15 protein-coding genes, 2 tRNA genes and 1 pseudogene are annotated in these 17,925 nt (G+C 33.7%); 11 read left to right on the top strand and 7 right to left on the bottom strand.

What is annotated here, in order from left to right:
* Window positions 1-28 precede the first annotated feature (28 nt).
* Window positions 29-670, top strand: coding sequence for an O-methyltransferase (locus C3L50_RS02570; RefSeq protein ID WP_103804561.1), 642 nt, complete (start codon window positions 29-31; stop codon window positions 668-670).
* A 15-nt stretch (window positions 671-685) separates the two neighbouring features.
* On the opposite strand, the gene C3L50_RS02565 is transcribed toward C3L50_RS02570, so the two are convergent.
* The 4 genes and pseudogenes from C3L50_RS02565 to C3L50_RS02550 form a co-directional block, all read right to left on the bottom strand.
* Complete coding sequence (locus C3L50_RS02565; protein ID WP_103804560.1) at window positions 686-1,261, bottom strand: phosphatase PAP2 family protein; 576 nt, start codon at window positions 1,259-1,261, stop codon at window positions 686-688.
* Between the two features lie 125 nt (window positions 1,262-1,386).
* Window positions 1,387-1,707 (bottom strand): annotated as a pseudogene (locus C3L50_RS16610) (Sec-independent protein translocase subunit TatA/TatB); the annotation flags it as partial.
* A 71-nt stretch (window positions 1,708-1,778) separates the two neighbouring features.
* Window positions 1,779-2,540, bottom strand: a complete 762-nt coding sequence (locus tag C3L50_RS02555) for a carboxypeptidase-like regulatory domain-containing protein (protein WP_103804558.1) — start codon at window positions 2,538-2,540, stop codon at window positions 1,779-1,781.
* A complete protein-coding gene (locus C3L50_RS02550; RefSeq protein WP_103804557.1) occupies window positions 2,530-3,291 on the bottom strand; it encodes a carboxypeptidase-like regulatory domain-containing protein in 762 nt (253 codons plus the stop codon). Before C3L50_RS02550 ends, C3L50_RS02555 begins: the two co-directional genes overlap by 11 nt.
* 160 nt (window positions 3,292-3,451) lie before the next feature.
* Here C3L50_RS02550 and pepE point away from each other — a divergent pair, with 160 nt between their 5' ends.
* A complete protein-coding gene (gene pepE / locus C3L50_RS02545; RefSeq protein ID WP_103804556.1) occupies window positions 3,452-4,159 on the top strand; it encodes a dipeptidase PepE in 708 nt (235 codons plus the stop codon).
* A gap of 126 nt (window positions 4,160-4,285) precedes the next feature.
* On the opposite strand, the gene C3L50_RS02540 is transcribed toward pepE, so the two are convergent.
* A tRNA-Gly gene (locus C3L50_RS02540) sits at window positions 4,286-4,358 on the bottom strand.
* A 110-nt stretch (window positions 4,359-4,468) separates the two neighbouring features.
* A tRNA-Gly gene (locus C3L50_RS02535) sits at window positions 4,469-4,541 on the bottom strand.
* A 122-nt stretch (window positions 4,542-4,663) separates the two neighbouring features.
* On the opposite strand from C3L50_RS02535, the gene C3L50_RS02530 reads away from it, so the two are divergent.
* Both C3L50_RS02530 and C3L50_RS02525 read left to right on the top strand, forming a co-directional pair.
* Entirely contained in the window at window positions 4,664-5,104 is a 441-nt protein-coding gene (locus C3L50_RS02530) for a GNAT family N-acetyltransferase (RefSeq protein ID WP_103804555.1), read from the top strand.
* Window positions 5,105-5,106: 2 nt separating this feature from the next.
* Window positions 5,107-6,669, top strand: a complete 1,563-nt coding sequence (locus C3L50_RS02525; protein ID WP_103804554.1) for a L,D-transpeptidase family protein — start codon at window positions 5,107-5,109, stop codon at window positions 6,667-6,669.
* Here the strand turns inward: C3L50_RS02525 and C3L50_RS02520 are convergent.
* On the bottom strand, window positions 6,664-7,377 hold the full coding sequence (locus tag C3L50_RS02520; protein WP_103804553.1) for a murein L,D-transpeptidase catalytic domain family protein: 714 nt from the start codon (window positions 7,375-7,377) through the stop codon (window positions 6,664-6,666). The genes C3L50_RS02525 and C3L50_RS02520 overlap by 6 nt on opposite strands.
* Window positions 7,378-7,567: 190 nt before the next feature.
* Between C3L50_RS02520 and C3L50_RS02515 the strand changes: the two genes are divergently transcribed.
* The 7 genes from C3L50_RS02515 to map all read left to right on the top strand — a co-directional run bounded on the left by C3L50_RS02515 (window position 7,568) and on the right by map (window position 17,868).
* Window positions 7,568-9,994 carry a DUF5916 domain-containing protein gene (locus tag C3L50_RS02515; RefSeq protein ID WP_103804552.1) on the top strand — a complete coding sequence of 809 codons (2,427 nt, stop codon included), beginning with the start codon at window positions 7,568-7,570 and terminating at the stop codon, window positions 9,992-9,994.
* Window positions 9,995-10,269: 275 nt separating this feature from the next.
* Window positions 10,270-11,787, top strand: a complete 1,518-nt coding sequence (gene gpmI / locus C3L50_RS02510; RefSeq protein ID WP_103804551.1) for a 2,3-bisphosphoglycerate-independent phosphoglycerate mutase — start codon at window positions 10,270-10,272, stop codon at window positions 11,785-11,787.
* A 124-nt stretch (window positions 11,788-11,911) separates the two neighbouring features.
* Window positions 11,912-12,586, top strand: coding sequence for a TetR/AcrR family transcriptional regulator (locus C3L50_RS02505; RefSeq protein WP_103804550.1), 675 nt, complete (start codon window positions 11,912-11,914; stop codon window positions 12,584-12,586).
* Between the two features lie 20 nt (window positions 12,587-12,606).
* A complete protein-coding gene (locus tag C3L50_RS02500; protein WP_103804549.1) occupies window positions 12,607-14,265 on the top strand; it encodes a peptidase domain-containing ABC transporter in 1,659 nt (552 codons plus the stop codon).
* A gap of 4 nt (window positions 14,266-14,269) precedes the next feature.
* Window positions 14,270-15,616, top strand: a complete 1,347-nt coding sequence (locus C3L50_RS02495; protein ID WP_103804548.1) for an HlyD family secretion protein — start codon at window positions 14,270-14,272, stop codon at window positions 15,614-15,616.
* On the top strand, window positions 15,616-17,007 hold the full coding sequence (locus tag C3L50_RS02490) for a TolC family protein (RefSeq protein WP_103804547.1): 1,392 nt from the start codon (window positions 15,616-15,618) through the stop codon (window positions 17,005-17,007). Before C3L50_RS02495 ends, C3L50_RS02490 begins: the two co-directional genes overlap by 1 nt.
* Window positions 17,008-17,049: 42 nt before the next feature.
* On the top strand, window positions 17,050-17,868 hold the full coding sequence (gene map, locus C3L50_RS02485) for a type I methionyl aminopeptidase (protein WP_103804546.1): 819 nt from the start codon (window positions 17,050-17,052) through the stop codon (window positions 17,866-17,868).
* Window positions 17,869-17,925 lie beyond the last annotated feature (57 nt).

Here is a 17,925-nt window from a genome sequence, read left to right as displayed (position 1 = left end):
TTTGATAACTTTGACAAAAATTAAAATAATGCACTTCATTTCCCAAGATTTAGAAAATTATATCGAGCAACATTCTGAAAAAGAACCCGAATTATTAGCAGCCTTAAACAAAGAAACCTATCAGAAAGTGTTGTTGCCAAGAATGTTGAGTGGTCATTTTCAAGGACGCGTTTTGAGTATGTTGTCCAAATTAATTCGTCCTGTAAATATTCTCGAAATTGGTACTTATACGGGTTATTCGGCTTTGTGTTTGTGCGAAGGAATGCAGGAAAATGGTACGCTTTACACGATTGACATCAAAGAAGAATTGGTTGATTTTCAGCGCAAACATTTTGACAAATCACCTTGGGGAAATCAAATCGTGCAACATCTTGGAGAAGCTTTGGATATTATTCCAACTTTAGACATGAAATTTGACTTAGTTTTTATTGATGCTGATAAGGAAAATTACATCAATTATTTTGAATTGATTGTGCCAAAAATGAATCAAGGCGGCATTATTCTTTCGGATAATGTGTTGTGGAGCGGAAAAGTGCTTGAACCCTTGAGTCCAAAAGACATCAGTACTAAAATATTGCTGGAATATAATCTTTTGTTGAAAAACGATTCTAGAGTAGAAACAGTTTTATTGCCCATTCGTGATGGTTTGACGGTTTCTCGGGTTTTGTAATTACTTGAAACTGTTTTATTTCTTTAATTTAACCGAAAAATTTCTTTTTTGTGCTATTCTATATAATTTGAACATCAAATAACCCAATATTGCTCCACAGAAATAGCCGGAAATTATGTCTATTGGATAATGTAATCCGAGATAAATTCGGCTATAAGCGAAGATCAATGGCCATAGAAATAGCAAGCCAAAGTATTTGAAATCTTTCTTGAAAATGAGGTACAAAAATGTAGCAACCGCCATTGTGTTGGCTGCATGGCCAGAGAAAAAACTAAATGATTTTCGGGATTGAACGATTCTTATTATAGTATTTATCTCGGGATTATTGCAAGGGCGTAGTCTTTGAAATCCGTTTTTGAACAAATTGGTGATTTGATCGGTGAAAACAAGTAAAACCGCCACAAACAAAAGCAAATATAGGCTTTGTTTGGTTCCTAATTTCTTGAAAATAATATAAAACAGGAGTAAGAAAAGTGGAGTCCAATAGATTTGTTTGGTGATAATTAACCAAAGTCCGTCGAAGTTTTCTGAGCCTAAACCATTGAGATAAATAAATAGTTTGGTATCGAGAGTTTGTATCTTGTCCAGCATTATTTGGTGCGTTTTATTGGCCCAGTTATTTCTTCAATCTCATTAGTTTTTGGAGTTGTTTCAGAGATTGAATTTTCTTTGGTGTTTTCAGATTCTGACACAGTCTGAGTCGAAGTTTCATTTACGATACTACTTTTGACTTTGTCAACTTCTGATGAAAAATTATCCGAAATTCCTTTTAAAGGATTTGAATCGCCAAGTAAACTGGCTTTTGTTTTATTGATTTCGGAAGTGATATTGCCAGTCAAATTGTCTAGCATTTTTTGGTCGAAACCATTTTCTTCGGCTCCTTTTTGAATTTCATTTTTGATGTCGTTTGTGGCATTTTTTAATTGCGCCATGGCTTTTCCCATGGTTCGTGCCATTTCGGGCACTTTGTCAGCACCAAAAAGCATTAAAACTATAAACAGTATAAAAATTAATTCGCCGCCGCCTATTCCAAACATAATCTATTTATTTAAGTTGCAAAGTTACAAAGATGTAGTGTAATTAAAAATTAATTAAACTGAAACCTATTTTACTTTTCATTCAATATAATTTGGTTGTATTCTCTTGCCAAATCTATCATCAAAAAACCTCCCATTTTTTTATTTTTGGATTTTAAAACTGCAGTAAATTTTTCGTTTTCAATGATATAATGTTTGAATCCGTTAATGTAATCCTCTGGGATTTTTAGTTTTTGTACAAAATATTCATTATCATAAAGAGCATCAATTTGCACTAATAACAACTCTTTTTTCTCTACTTCAAGTTCTTTTTTTAGCATTGCTGTTCTTCCTGAAATAGAGTTAATTAAAGGGTCTAATGGCATAGATCCGCCGAGTAATCCAAGTAATTGAATGGGCTTGAATTCGCCCGCAGTTTTCAATCTTCTTTCAGCTGGAGTATATTTTTTTATTCCTGCTGGCGAAATCCCCAAGGCAACTGCATTGATTTCTGGGTGTTTGTTGATGATTACTTCGTCAAGCTCGGTGATTTTGGCAGTCATTTTTATTGTTATAATATCTTGTTTCAAATCTTCTTCTTCGATTTGCTTGCGGTGGTATTCTAAATTCACCGAAGTGAAAACTAATAAATCATCGGCTTTCGCCAAAATATAAAATTCGCCATTACTATCACTCACTGTGCTCTTTTCGTTTACCAAATTAATGATAGTAACTCCAGAAATAGGGTGTGATTCGATAATTATTTTTCCGTGAATTATTTTTTCGGCAGCAGTTTGCCCCAAAATAATCGGACTGAATAAAAGCATAACAAGTAAAGGGATTTTACTTTTCATTCAATAGGATTTGGTTGTATTTTTCTGCTAAAGAAACCATGGCAAATTCTATTTGAGTTTTGTTTTTGGATTTTAGAATATTTGTAAATCTATCGTTATCAACAATGTAGTATAGAAATCCTTTGATGTATTCCGCTGGAATTTTCAATGTTTTTTTGAAATAATCTTCATTAAACATGTTTTCCATTTGATTAATAAAAGATAATTTGCCTTCTACTACAAGTTCTTTTTTTAGCATTGCGGTGCGTCCAGATATTAGATTCAGAAGGGGGTCTAGTCCTATAGAACCACCCGTCATAGAGCCTGCATTTGCTGTTGGGTCAAGGTCACTTGCAGTTTTCAAATGCCTTTCTGCTTGAGTTAAATGTTTAATTCCACTTGGTGATATCCCTAATGAAACAGCATTGATATTGTCGTATCTTTTTACTACAACTTCTTTTAATGTAGTTATGTTGGTTTCCATTTTTACTTGAAGTAATTCTTCTTTAAAATCTTTCGACTCCAATGCAATTCTCTTTTCTTTTAGTTGAATAGCCGAAAATAAGAGCGTGTCGCCCGGCATGGTTGATATTGAAAAATAACCCTCTTTTTCGGTAATGGTTGATTTTTCAGTTTTTAAATTGATGACATAAATACCTTCAAGATCCATTGTATTGGCATTGATTTTACCATTTAATATTTTTCTTGGTGATTCTTGAGCCAAAACAGTATTGGCAATCAAAACAAAAAACATGCAAATGCCTAATTTCATTAATGGGTGAATCAATTATTTAATGATGTAAAATTATCCTAATGTATTCCAAATTAAATACTAAGGACTTGGTAAGAAAATGTTAATTAAAATTCTTGAACTGCAATATTAGTAGTGCGATTTCATACCTTTATCCCAAACATTTTTTGCTAAAACATCAATGAAAAATTTAATTATAGCCAGTACATCAACACTCCACGGAGGTGAATATTTAGAGTATTTATTACCCGAATTAGAAAAACATTTTGAGTATTGTAAAACGATTTTGTTTATCCCTTTTGCTCGTCCAAGTGGCATTTCACATGAGGAATATGCGTTTAAAGTTGCTTCGGCTTTCGCTAAAATTGGAAAAGAAATAAAAGGCATTCACGAGGTTGATGATTATTCGGATGCTATTCAAAAGGCTGAAGGGATTTTTACTGGTGGTGGGAATACTTTTTTATTAGTCACTCAATTGTATAAAAAGGATTGTATGATTGCACTTGCCGAAGCTGTCAAAAACGGAACTCCTTATTTAGGAACCAGTGCTGGTAGCAATATTTGTGGGTTGACGATGCAAACTACCAATGATATGCCAATTGTTTATCCGCCAAGTTTTAAAACATTGGGCTTGATTCCTTTCAATTTGAATCCTCATTATCTGGATGCTGATATGCAATCTAAACATATGGGCGAAACCCGTGAAACAAGGATTGCAGAGTTTCATTCGTTTAATACTATCCCAGTTTTAGGATTGAGAGAAGGAAGCTGGTTAGAGGTAAAAGGAGAAAAAGTGGTTTTGAAAGGTGGTTTGAAAGCTCGACTTTTTAGACAAAACCAAATTCCGGTTGAAATGGATAGCGAATCTGACCTGAGTTTTTTGAAATAAAAAAAGAAACTTTCGTTTGAGGTTTTTAGAGCGAAAGACGAGGCTTCCCGAATTGCTTCGCTCGGGATAAACTTCTCGCCATAACTTATATATAAAAAACCCCAAACTTTCGTTTGAGGTTTTTAGAGCGAAAGACGAGGCTCGAACTCGCGACAACCAGCTTGGAAGGCTGGAGCTCTACCAACTGAGCTACTTTCGCATTAGAATGGTGTAAATGTAAAAAAGAATCAGGGTTTATCCAAATTTTTGTAAAAACCAAATTTGCTTCTTTGAATAAAAAACCCCAAACTTTCGTTTGAGGTTTTATAGAGCGAAAGACGAGGCTCGAACTCGCGACAACCAGCTTGGAAGGCTGGAGCTCTACCAACTGAGCTACTTTCGCATTACAACGGTGCAAATATATGCAATTAGTTCGTTTCATTGCAAGTTTTTTTTTTGAAAAAAACAGATTTTATTTATAACCGTTTTAAAATTAAATCATTATAAATTCATTATTTTTATATTATGACGACTATTATAAAAGAAATACCATATTTAGAAACTTTTTCGGTTAGACATCCTGTTCTTCGAGCAGGAAAACCTATTGAAAGTTGCCGCTTTGATGGTGATGATTTAATAACTACTCATCATTTTGGTCTTTATTTGAATGAAGAATTGGTAGGTATTATATCATTGTTCCTAACGAAAAACCTTGTTTTTAAGGAACAAAAGCAATATCAAATTCGAGGAATGGCAGTTTTGGAACAGTATCAAAAATCAGGTTTTGGCAAAATGCTCATCCTTTATAGTGAAGCGTTTTTGAATACCCAAAAGGTTGATTTAATTTGGTTTAACGCTAGGGTAGAAGCAGTAGGGTTTTATGAAAAAATGGGCTATCAGAAAACAGGCAAGATTTTTGAAATACCCGATGTTGGTGAGCATATCGTAATGTTTAAAAAAAACTGAAAATGAATAAAATTTTTATTTTGTTATTGGTTTTTGTGGCTTTTGGTTGCAAAAAGGAAGTAAAGCCAATTCCCGCTGCAATTCCTATTATTCAAGTAGAAGGAAAATCGGTGTTTATAGATAGTATTTTGTTAGAGCCTTTTCGCAGTAAAGTATTAAAAGAGTTTTATCGGGCTACTAGCTATAAATCGGTTTGGCAATCCAAAGAAAATAGGAAATTTATATTGAAGAGTTTCTTGAATTCTGATGAAGAGGGCTTAAATCCAGAGCGGTATAATGTAAATAAATTGCAGAATTTTGAAGAAAAATATGCCGTTCTAAAAGATAAAGAAAGGGTAAGTTATGATATTTTATTAACGCACAGCTTTCAAAAATACATTTCGCATTTGAGTAATGGGCAAATTCATCATAAGTATTTGTATAAAAATTGGGATTTGAAAGAGAATAATGTTGATGTAAACGAAACTATTGCTTCAATGTTAAAAAGTGATTCTTTGCCATTTAAAATTGAACAACTTAAGCCCAATCACATTGTGTATAAAAGTTTGAAAAAAGCACTCCAAATCATCAATTCTTTTCCAAATGATGATTTTACTACCATTGAAATAGCCAATAAAATTGTTTTAAATGATACAAATCCCTCTTTAATAGCCATTAAAAAACGATTAATTTATTGGAAAGATATGAAGCCAAAAGATAGTTTGTCTGCTATTTACGACAGCGAAACGAATGAAGCGATGAAAAAATTCCAAATCCGACACGGATTAGCAGCTGATGGCGTTATTGGAAAGGGAACTGTTGATGCGCTCAATTTTTCAAAACAAAAACGAAAAGAGCAAATTCTTGCCAATCTCGAGCGGTGGAAATGGTTTCCAAAAGAAATGGGAAAGGAGTATGTAATAGTAAATATTCCGGATTATAAGTTGAGTTTAGTAAAAGAAAATGATACGGTACGAACACATAAAGTTGTTGTAGGTCGTGATAAAAGACCCACTCCGGTTCTTTCTTCAAAAATAAATCAGATTATTTTGAATCCTACTTGGACAGTACCGCCAACTATTTTGAAAGAAGATATGATTCCTGCTATTTCAAGAAATCGAAACTATTTGGCACAAACCAATATCAAAATATATGACAGTAGCGGAAATTTAGTTTCTGCTAATGATTGGAAACCATCCAAAGCCAAAAAGTATCGCTATGTTCAGAGTCCAGGAAAATCAAACTCGTTAGGAATGGTTAAAATTAATTTTCCAAATCGGTTTTCGGTTTATTTGCACGATACCAACCATAGAGATTTTTTTGTAAAACAAAAACGTTCTTTGAGTTCGGGTTGTGTTAGAGTTGAAAATCCATTAAAATTGGCCGAAACTTTATTGAATGATGCCGATAATTGGAATACAGAAAAAATCACTAAAATACTTCAAAGTGAAAAGACAAAGTACATTAAAATGAATGACGATGTCAAAGTTCATATTTTATATTGGACCGCTTGGAGCGAAGGGAATACGCTAATTTTTAGAGATGATATTTATAATCTGGATGCTGATTTGTATCAAATGCTATGAAAATAAAGGCTTCTTGTATTCGAAACTTCTCGATGGGTGGTAAATAAAAAGGCAAGATTTATTCTTGATTGTGTTCACAATGTCTTTAAGTAATTCTTCTGGAATAGCAGGGCAACCTTGACTTCTGCCTAATCTTTTGTTGGATTTTATAAAAGAATTTGAAACATAATTGGCCGAATGCATTACCACACCTCTTTCTCTTGCATTGTCATTAATTCCTTTTTCTAATCCGTCAAGTTTAAGAGACATTCCGTGTTTTCCGTTATAAACCTCGCCAGTTAAATAAAATCCCAAACTACTTTTGTAAGAGCTATTGGAATTCGAAAAACTGTTGGCATATTCTTCCCCAGTATTTCTACCGTGTGCAACTAAAGAATGGTATAAAATAGTGTTGGTGTCCAAATCGATTACCCAAAGCCTTTTTACGTTTGAAGATAAACTGAAATCTACCAAAGTCAAAATATCTTTTTGGACTAATCCTCTCTCTTTAAGTTCATAAAAACCTTTTAGGGCTTCTTTAAAACTTTCAATATTGGGTAATGAGAATTGGTTAGAATTTAGGGCGCTATATTTAGTTTCGATGTCTAAATCGGCATTTGGAGTTAGAACACTCGCAATTACTGGTTTTTGAGTTTTTACGGGATTAGTATTATTTAGAAATATAGAAATCAGCAAAAATAAACTAACGGGAAATATCTTATAAATCATTGATAACGTTTAGGTTAGACAAAAGGCTTGGGGTTGCAAATATACAACAGGTTTGAGCTTTTTTTTTAGAATTTTATGAAAAAAATATGATTTGGCTACTTTTTAGTTCTAAAATGATGTTGAAAAATACTATGCACAACTTGTTTTTTGTGTTAATTTTACTATTTTTGCCTAACCATTCTCACAAATTATGCCTAAATATTGTTCAATCTTTATTCTTTTTTTCATTTTTATAAGTTTTTGCACTTATGGACAAAAAAAGACACTTCGGGCTAAAAACATTACGGAAAGCATTACTATTGACGGAAAAATAAATGAAGAAGCATGGAAAACTGCTCCAATTGCGACTGATTTTGTTATGTATGAGCCTGATAACGGAAAGCCAATTGGCGAAGACAAAAAGACAGATGTAAAAGTTTTGTATGATAATAATGCTGTTTATATTTCGGCAGTTTTATATGACAATCAGCCTAATAAAATTTCTAGAGAATTAACCAATAGAGACGAATATGGAGTTTCTGATGTTTTTTCGGTTTCTATCAATGGAAATAATGATGGGCAACAAGATTTTCGATTTTTTGTTACAGCAGCTGGAGTTCAATTAGATTGTTTGGCAACTGAGGATAATGAAGATTTTAATTGGGATGCTATTTGGGATAGCGAAGTAACAATGACCAATTTTGGTTGGGTTGTAGAAATGAAAATACCTTATGCCGCATTGCGATTTTCGAAAGCAACCAAACAAACTTGGGGTTTAAATTTTAGACGTGATTTGAAACGAGATGATAAAGACCAAAGTTATACTTGGAATTTTGTCGATACAAAAATTGGTGCTGTAATTACTCAAGAAGGAATTTTAGAAGGAATCGAAAACATAAAAACCCCAACACGTCTATTTTTAATACCTTATACTTCAGCGTATTATCAGCAAGATGATTTTGCTTCTGATAAAACTTTAAAAGCAGGAATGGATATTAAATATGGAATAAATGATGCCTTTACACTCGATGCTATTCTGGTTCCTGATTTTGGTCAAACCAAATTTGATAATGCCATTTTGAATCTTGAACCTTTCGAACAACAATTTGACGAAAATAGATCTTTCTTTACCGAAGCTGCTGATTTGTTTTCAAAGGGGAACCTTTTTTATTCCCGAAGAATTGGTGGTGCACCAACAATAGAACCTACAACAGGAGACAATGAAGTAGTTACTGAATATCCAAGTTCGACCGATTTGTTGAATGCAGTAAAAGTTTCGGGTAGAACAGAAAAAGGACTTGGAATAGGATTTTTGAATGCCATTACCGAAAAAACATACGCTAAAATTCAAGATACTATTTCAGGAGCAACCCGAAAAGAAATTGTCGAACCATTGGTTAATTACAATGTTTTGGTTTTAGACCAACGATTCAATCAAAACTCATCAGTGACTTTTGTGAATACCAATACCCTTAGAAATGGAAATTTTCGGGATGCCAATGTTTCGGCTTTATTATTCGATTTGAATACAAAAGTAAATACTTACAAATTATCAGGAGATTTTAAATACAGTGCAGTAAAAGATAGCGACATCAATTACGGTTCTATTTACGGTTTAGAAAACTATGATGGTTTCAAAACACAATTAAGTTTTGCCAAAACAAGTGGAAAATATAGATATATGTTTTCTGGGAAATATTTATCAGAGATGTATGATGTCAATGATTTAGGGATTATTTTTGTGAATAATTATCATTCGGGTTATGGAGAAATGAGTTACAGAATCATCAATCCCACAAAGACTTTTAACTCTTTGAAATTTTCTCAAAATATAAATGTAGAAATTCAAAACACAACAGGAAAAGCACAAGAGGCTTGGTATCAGGCAAAATTGGCAGCTATAACCTTAAAAAATAATTATCTGGAAGGAAAATTTCAAATTAATCCCGTAGATAGGTACAATTTTTATGAGCCTCGTGTTTATGGTAGATACGTTTATGTTCCTAAAAGTGTAACGGGTTATTTTCGCTATTCAACGAATCAAAACAATAAATTTAGTTTGGATATTGATGGTTCAATCGAAAAATTTGATGAAGATGGTAGAGTTGTATATGCCATTTCGCCAGGTTTAAAACACAGATTCAACGATAAATTTTCGTTGTCTTACAATCTTATATATACCCGAAAAGTGAATGATAGAGGTTGGGTAGATTTTGATGCAGACGATATCATTTTTGCGGAACGCAATCGCGAAATAGTAGATCATTATTTTACAGGAAAATATTCCATATCTAATAAGATGTCATTAAATCTAATAGCAAGATATTATTGGTCTTATGCCGAAAATCACGAGTTCTTCAGTCTTCAAGACGATGGAAAATTAATTGCTAATTCTACCTATTCAGAAAATAGAAATAGAAATTTTAACTCTTGGAATTTCGACTTTTCCTATTCTTGGTGGTTTGCTCCTGGAAGCGAAATCTCAGTTTTATATAGAAATTATGCTTTAGAGAGTACAAACCTTGTGCAAAAAAGTATATCAACCAATCTTAATAATGTTTTTGATACCAACTTGACTACTATTTTTTCTGTTAGTATCCGTTATTATATTGATTACAATTCCTTGAAAAGAAAATAATAAATTTTACTTGAAAAATAGTCTCTCAAATAGTAGAATATCCAAGACAAGCTGTTAGAGATTTAATTCCCTTAAATTTTTCAAAATAGTCCTCAAAAACCATCTTTTTTCTACATGGTTTTCGAAGATTTTTTGTTGCATATATTGTATAAAAAACCATATTTTACAACAGATTTTTAAGTATTTGTTGCAGTTCTCTTTTTTATCTATAATAGTAGTTTTGACGTACTTATATTTTTTTGGAAAGCTTTATCTTTGTCTAAAAATTTATCAAAATGAACAAAAAAGTAATCCTTATGATTCTTGACGGTTGGGGAAATTCTCCTGACCCAAAAGTGTCTGCAATAGACAATGCAAACATTCCTTTCATCAAAAGTTTATATACAAAATATCCTGTTGGACAACTTCGAACAGATGGTTTGAACGTAGGTTTACCAGAAGGTCAAATGGGAAATTCCGAAGTGGGACACATGAATCTTGGTGCGGGTAGAATTGTATATCAAGATTTGGCTAAAATTAATTTGGCTGTCGAAAATAATTCAATGGCACAAGAACAAGTGCTTGTTGACGCCTTTCAATATGCCAAAGACAAAAATGTAAATTTACACCTTTTGGGTCTAGTTTCTGATGGTGGTGTGCATTCACACACTTCTCATTTGAGAGGATTAATCGATGCAACTCAAGCTTTCGGATTAGAAAAAGTTTTCGTTCACGCTTTTACTGATGGACGAGATGTAGATCCAAAATCAGCAAAAACAGATATTCAAAATTTAGAAAATCATATTGCCAATACTTCTACAAAAATTGCTTCGGTAGTGGGAAGATATTATGCAATGGATCGTGATAAACGTTGGGAGAGAGTTAAAATTGCCTACGATTTAGTGGTAAACGGAACAGGAACACATTCTAAAAATGCCGTGAAAAGCATCGAGGAAAGTTATGAAAATAATGTGACCGACGAATTTATCAACCCGATTATCATGGTGGATGAAAACGATAAACCATTGGCTACAATTAAAGAAGGTGATGTTGTTGTTTTCTTTAATTTCAGAACCGATAGAGGTCGTGAATTGACCGAAACACTTTCGCAAAGGGATTTCCATGAGCAAAACATGCACAAACTTGATTTGTACTACGTTACGCTTACCAATTATGACGAAACTTATGAGAATGTAAAAGTGGTTTACAATAAAGATAATGTTACGGAAACTCTTGGTGAAGTATTAGAAAAAGCAGGCAAAAAACAAATCAGAATTGCCGAAACTGAGAAATATCCTCACGTGACTTTCTTCTTTTCTGGTGGTAGAGAATTGCCTTTTGAAGGCGAATCACGAATCTTGAAAAACTCTCCAAAAGTAGCTACTTATGATTTGCAACCCGAAATGAGTGCTTATGAACTAGCCGATGCATTGGTTCCAGAATTGAACAAAGGCGAGGTTGATTTTGTTTGTTTGAATTTTGCCAACGGTGATATGGTAGGACATACAGGAGTAATGAGTGCTGCAATTCAAGCCTGTGAAGCTGTAGATAAATGTGTAGAAAAAGTAATTACTGCAGCTTTGGCCAATGATTACACAACATTAATCATCGCCGATCACGGAAACTGCGAAACGATGATTAATCCTGATGGGTCTCCAAATACAGCACACACAACAAATCCAGTGCCTATTATTTTAGTTGACAAAGAATTGAAATCTATTCAGGATGGAGTATTAGGCGATATTGCTCCAACGATTCTTGATTTAATGAAAATAGAACAACCAGCAGTTATGACAAGACATTCTCTTTTGTAGCAAGTTACAAAAAAAATTTTTTTAAGAAAGCTGTCCGATTCGGGCAGCTTTTTTTATTAAATGAAAGTTAAAAAATCAAAAATCAATAGTTTTACTATTATATTTGCGCTTAAATAAATTATTTATGCAATTAATATTATCAAACATAAAAATACAGGTCAACAAAAACTTGTATGTAAAAGACCCTGAGACTTCTGATTTGGGCAAGAAAATTATTAAAAACAGTATTCTTCTAATTGACGAAGTTGGATTAGAACATTTTACTTTTAAAAAATTAGGCGAAAAAATTGGCTCCAACGAAAGTTCGATTTATCGTTATTTCGACAACAAGCACAAACTGGTAATGTATTTGTCGGCTTGGTATTGGAGTTGGATTGAATATCGATTGGTTTTTACAACAGCAAACATTTCTAACACTATTGAAAAGCTAGAAAAAGCCATAACTATTGTGACCGAAAAGATAAAAGACGATAGCAGCACAGAACATATTGACGAAGCTGTTTTGAATAAAATTATCATCTCGGAATTCAACAAAGCAATTTATACCAAAGAGGTTGATGAAGACAATAAAGAAGGCTGTTTTTTGGCCTACAAAAATGTCATCAATCGCATTGTGGCTATTGTAGAAGAAGTAAATCCTGACTATCCTTTTGCCAGAAGTTTGGTTTCGACCATTGTTGAGGGAAGTTTGCACCAGCACTTTCTTAATGATCATTTAAAAACCATTACCAATTGCAACGAAAGCATTAGCGTAACTGCTTTTTACTTAGATCTAATGAATAGAGCACTAAAAAAATAAAAACAAACTTCGTATTTATTATGACACCATTAAAGCGTTTTTACAACTTACTCGAATTAGATAAAAAAGATGTGCTACAGATTTTTTTCTATGCTATTTTTGCAGGACTCATCAGCTTGTCTTTGCCTTTAGGCATTCAAGCGATTATCAATTTTATTCAGTCAGGACGAGTTAGTGCTTCTTGGATTGTTTTAATTTTTCTAGTTGTTATAGGCGTTGCACTTGCGGGAATCTTATCGTTAATGCAGCTTCGAATCACAGAGAATTTACAACAAAAAATATTTGTTCGTTCGTCTTTTGAATTTGCAAGCCGATTGCCTAAAATAAAATTCGAGGAATTGTATAGTCACTATGCGCCCGAATTGGCCAACCGTTTTTTCGACACTTTAACCATTCAAAAAGGAACTTCGAAATTACTGATTGATTTTTCGGCAGCCTTGCTTCAAATTGCTTTCGGAATTATACTCCTTTCGCTCTACCATCCTTTTTTCATCGTTTTTGGAATTTTGTTGTTCTTTCTATTGTACTTTATTTTTAAATTCTCATACAAATCAGGTTTAGAAACCAGTTTAAAAGAATCCAAATTCAAATACAAAGTAGCGACTTGGTTGCAGGAAGTTGCGAGAAATAATTTCAGTTTTCGAAACGAATTGAATTACAATTATGCCTTGCAAAAAAACGACGAATTGGCCAATGACTATTTAAATTACAGAGAAAAACATTTCAATGTTATCAAAAGACAATTCATTCAATTAATACTTTTTAAAGTCATTATAACTGCCAGTTTGTTGTCTATTGGAGGCTATTTAGTATTGTCGCAAGAAATGAACATTGGACAATTTGTGGCAGCAGAAATCATTATTTTGCTCGTTATAAATTCTGTCGAAAAAATCATCATTGGTTTAGAAACTTTCTACGACGTACTAACCGCTGTCGAAAAAATTGGGCAAGTAACCGACTTGGATTTAGAAGAAGAAACGGAAGAGTCTTATGACAATTGCTATACTAATATCAGTTTGGAAACTGAGAATTTAACTTTTAAATTTCCAGATACCAAACAAAACACCTTGAAGAGCATCGATTTAAAAATAAATCAAGGAGAACGCATTTTTGTTGATGGAATCAACGGCTCGGGAAAAACAACCTTAATCCGAATTCTTTCGGGACTTTTACAGCCTAGTTCTGGTTCGTTTTATATTAATGATGATACTTTCAAGAAAATTAATCTCAAACAATATCGCGCCCAAATTGGTAGCATCATTTATGGCGAAACCCTTTTTGAAGGCAGTATTTTAGACAATATCACTTTCAAAGATTTGTCTATTACACAAGAAGATTTAAAATGGGCAATTAATGGCTTGCAATTGGCAAGTTTTATCAAATCATTACCCGAAGGATTAGACACGATTGTTTTTCCAGAAGGAAAGCAATTGTCCTCTTCTAATATTCAGAAAATTTTATTGGCAAGAAGTATCATTCACAAACCTAGAATCCTTTTTTACGAAGATCCAACAGACAAAATGGATAATGATGTTTCGAATGAAATTATCGATTTTATAACCGCCAAAGAGCATTTGTGGACTATTATTGTTTCGTCTAAAAATCCGTATTGGAGAGATAAAAGCAATCGTATCATCACAATGCAAAACGGTAAAATTGTACTAGACTCCAAAATTTAAGAAGATGCTAAATATATCTGAAAATAATAAAATTAAGCAATCGTTTACTGATTTCAAAACCATATATACGATTGAAAACAAAACCCATTATAAAATTTTAAATAAAATTATAATCGGTGTTTCCATATTCAGTTTTTGCCTTTTGTTTCTTCCGTGGACCCAAAACATTTCGGGTTCGGGAGCGGTAACTACGCTAAAACCCAACCAAAGACCGCAATCGATTCAAAGTGTCATTTCAGGTCGAATAGAAAAATGGTATGTGCAGGAAGGCGATTTTGTACAAAAAGGCGATACCATCCTTTATATTTCTGAAATAAAAGAAGATTATATGGATCCGAATTTGGTTGAAAACACCAAAAACCAAGTGGAAGCCAAAAAACAAGCCACACAATCCTATGCCTCAAAAGTGGGAAGTTTAGACGATCAATTGCGAGCGATTGAAGCTGAAAAAAGACTGAAATTAGAACAAGCTCAAAACAAAATCAAACAAGCCCGCTTGAAAATTAAAAGCGACAGTATCGATTTGATTGCGGTCAACACCCAGTTAAAAATTGCCAATACTCAATACAATCGTGCTTTGCAATTGAACAAAGAAGGCTTGAAACCCTTGACTGACCTCGAAGAAAAACGCTTGAAACTACAAGACGTTGAAGCCAAAATTATCAATCAAGAAAATAAATTATTGAGCAGCAAAAATGAATACATCAATTCAAAAGTTGAAATTAACCGAATTATGGCCGAATATTCAGAAAAAGCAGCCAAATCCGAGAGCGACCAATTTACCGCCCGAAGCAGTCAATATGATGCTGCCGCACAAGTAAATAAACTCGAAAATCAATATGTCAATTACAGCATTCGCAACAAGATGTACTACATCAGAGCGGCACAAAGTGGTTACATCAATAGGGCTTTGCAATCCGGAATTGGCGAAACCATTAAGGAAGGAACAGCCATTGCAACCATAATGCCTGCCGAGTACGATATCGCTGTTGAAACATTCGTCAATCCTGTTGATTTACCATTAATTAACAAAGGCGAAAAAGTGCGAATTTGGTTTGACGGATGGCCAACAATTGTTTTTTCGGGTTGGCCCGATGTGTCTTACGGTACTTTTGGTGGCGAAATTGTTGCCATCGAAAACTTCATTAGCGACAACGGAAAATACCGTGTATTGATTGCCCCAGATAAAAATGAGGCAAAATGGCCGAAACAATTAAGCATTGGTTCAGGTGCACAAACATTGGCTTTGCTAGACACTGTTCCGATTTGGTTTGAAATTTGGAGGACCCTAAACGGATTTCCTCCTAATTATTACAAAAAAGACACAAAACCTTCTAAAGAAAAGAAATAATGAAACGACTTTTCTATATATTGTTATTGTTTTCGACAGTTATAAATGCACAAGAAACGGTCTCAAAAGAATTGAGTTATAATGAGTTTTTGGGGTATGTGAAAAAAAATCATCCTTTGGTAAAAAATGCCCAATTGGAACTCAACAAAGCCCAAGCGGAATTGATGATGGCAAGAGGTAGTTTCGACCCAAAACTAGAAGCCAATTACGACCAAAAACAATTCAAAGGCAAAGAATATTATTCTATTTTAAACAGTAGTTTCAAAATTCCAACTTGGTATGGAGTCGAAATTAAAGCTGGTTTTGACGACAGCGAAGGTTATTATTTGAATCCGCAAAACACCACGCCTGCCCAAGGGTTGACTTCTTTAGGAATTAGCGTTCCTTTAGGACAAGGACTTTGGATTAATAAAAGAATGGCAGATTTGCGCAAAGCAAAAATGCAAATTCAATTGAGTCAAGCCGAAGTAAAACTGGAAGCGATTGCGGTTTTATACGACGCCTCTTTAGCGTATTTCAATTGGAAAAAAAACTATGAAGAAGTTCAATTGTATGAAAACTACAGTCGAAATGCTCAAATAAGAAATAAAGGAATTCAGTCTTTGATTGAACAAGGCGACAAACCTGCCATCGACAGTATTGAAGCAGGAATTATTGTAAAAAACAGACTTTTGAGTTTAGAAGATTCTAAACTTAAATTAGCCAAAGCCAAACTTGAATTGTCTAATTTTCTTTGGCTGGAAAACTCCGTGCCGATGGAAATTTCGGACGATTTGGTTCCCGAAACACAACTCGAAAACACGATTCAAGAAACTTTAAAAACCAATAATTTGACTGCAGAAGGTTTTTCGATTGACAATCATCCAAAAATTAATAGCCTACAAAGCAAAATCGACATTTTGAATGTAGAACGAAAATTAAACGCCAATGATTTATTGCCTAAAATAGATGTGGGCTATTCCTATTTGGCAGAACCCAAATACTTCAACGATTTTCAGACCAATCAAGATTATAAAATAGGCTTGGATTTTGCATTTCCACTGTTTTTAAGAAAAGAACGAGGCAAATTAAAACTAACGAAATATAAAATTCTGGAAACAGAAAATACTTTGAGCGTAGAAAAAACACAACTTACGAATAAAATTGAAGCTCAAAAAACAGAAATCAATTCACTTTCCAAACAGTTAAAATTAATTAAGGATTTATCCAAAGACAATCAAACGATGTTGCAATCTGAGGAACGTTTATTTTCATTTGGCGAAAGCTCGTTGTTTTTAATCAATACTCGCGAGAATAATTTGGTTAGCGCTCAGTTGGCTCAAATCAATTTGGCCAATCGTTTTTACATCTCCAATTCTGAACTTTTTAAAATTATGGCGAATCCAAATTAATTACTATTAAAAGTTGTATTTTTGCGCCTTATTTTACGAAAAATGATTATCCAAAAAACACGAGAAGAAATAGAATTAATGCGCGAAAGTGCCTTAATCGTATCCAAAACATTAGGAATGATAGCTTCCGAAATCAAGGAAGGCGTTACTACATTATATTTAGATAAAAGAGCCGAAGAATTCATTCGAGATCACGGAGCTGTTCCAAGTTTTCTTGGTCTGTATGGCTTTCCAAATTCGCTTTGTATGAGTCCAAATGCTCAAGTGGTACACGGAATCCCGAACAACACGCCTTTACAAAATGGCGATGTCATTTCGGTAGATTGTGGTGCTTTTAAAAACGGATTTCACGGTGATCACGCTTATTCGTTTGAAATTGGAGAAGTAGCTCCAGAAACCAAAAAATTATTGCAAGTTACCAAAGAATCACTATATGTTGGAATCCGAGAATTAAGAATCGGAAACCGTGTAGAAGATGTAGGTAATGCGATCCAGAAATATACCGAAGCCCACGGATATGGCGTGGTTCGTGAATTAGTAGGTCACGGTGTTGGACAAAAAATGCACGAAGATCCAGAAATGCCTAACTACGGAAAACGAGGTCGAGGCAAACTTTTAATCGAAGGAATGGTGGTTGCCATCGAACCAATGATTAATATGGGAACCAAAAACATCAAACAGCACAAAGACGGTTGGACCATCACCACTGCCGACGGAAAACCATCGGCCCATTTCGAACACGATGTAGCCATTATTGATGGTAAACCAGAGATTTTATCGACTTTTGCTTATATCTACAAAGAACTTGGCATTGTGAGTAATGAAGAGGATGAATTTAGAAAAGTGCCTTTGGTTGTCTAACAAATAGAAAACTTAAATAACCTTAAATGCCTTATATAGTTGACGAATTATTTAACC

It is taken from the genome of Flavobacterium alvei (genome assembly GCF_002920895.1).
GTDB classification, from domain to species: domain Bacteria; phylum Bacteroidota; class Bacteroidia; order Flavobacteriales; family Flavobacteriaceae; genus Flavobacterium; species Flavobacterium alvei.
This window is presented reverse-complemented; position numbering and strand designations above follow the sequence as displayed.

What these genes read in the sequence shown, in the direction of transcription:
- C3L50_RS02515 (WP_103804552.1), top strand. Translation starts at nt 7,568, where the DNA reads ATGCCTAAATATTGTTCAATCTTTATTCTTTTTTTCATTTTTATAAGT.
- C3L50_RS02570 (WP_103804561.1), top strand. Translation starts at nt 29, where the DNA reads ATGCACTTCATTTCCCAAGATTTAGAAAATTATATCGAGCAACATTCT.
- gpmI (WP_103804551.1), top strand. Translation starts at nt 10,270, where the DNA reads ATGAACAAAAAAGTAATCCTTATGATTCTTGACGGTTGGGGAAATTCT.
- C3L50_RS02550 (WP_103804557.1), bottom strand. Translation starts at nt 3,291, where the DNA reads ATGAAATTAGGCATTTGCATGTTTTTTGTTTTGATTGCCAATACTGTT.
- C3L50_RS02520 (WP_103804553.1), bottom strand. Translation starts at nt 7,377, where the DNA reads ATGATTTATAAGATATTTCCCGTTAGTTTATTTTTGCTGATTTCTATA.
- C3L50_RS02565 (WP_103804560.1), bottom strand. Translation starts at nt 1,261, where the DNA reads ATGCTGGACAAGATACAAACTCTCGATACCAAACTATTTATTTATCTC.
- C3L50_RS02490 (WP_103804547.1), top strand. Translation starts at nt 15,616, where the DNA reads ATGAAACGACTTTTCTATATATTGTTATTGTTTTCGACAGTTATAAAT.
- C3L50_RS02530 (WP_103804555.1), top strand. Translation starts at nt 4,664, where the DNA reads ATGACGACTATTATAAAAGAAATACCATATTTAGAAACTTTTTCGGTT.
- C3L50_RS02495 (WP_103804548.1), top strand. Translation starts at nt 14,270, where the DNA reads ATGCTAAATATATCTGAAAATAATAAAATTAAGCAATCGTTTACTGAT.
- C3L50_RS02500 (WP_103804549.1), top strand. Translation starts at nt 12,607, where the DNA reads ATGACACCATTAAAGCGTTTTTACAACTTACTCGAATTAGATAAAAAA.
- pepE (WP_103804556.1), top strand. Translation starts at nt 3,452, where the DNA reads ATGAAAAATTTAATTATAGCCAGTACATCAACACTCCACGGAGGTGAA.
- map (WP_103804546.1), top strand. Translation starts at nt 17,050, where the DNA reads ATGATTATCCAAAAAACACGAGAAGAAATAGAATTAATGCGCGAAAGT.
- C3L50_RS02505 (WP_103804550.1), top strand. Translation starts at nt 11,912, where the DNA reads ATGCAATTAATATTATCAAACATAAAAATACAGGTCAACAAAAACTTG.
- C3L50_RS02525 (WP_103804554.1), top strand. Translation starts at nt 5,107, where the DNA reads ATGAATAAAATTTTTATTTTGTTATTGGTTTTTGTGGCTTTTGGTTGC.
- C3L50_RS02555 (WP_103804558.1), bottom strand. Translation starts at nt 2,540, where the DNA reads ATGAAAAGTAAAATCCCTTTACTTGTTATGCTTTTATTCAGTCCGATT.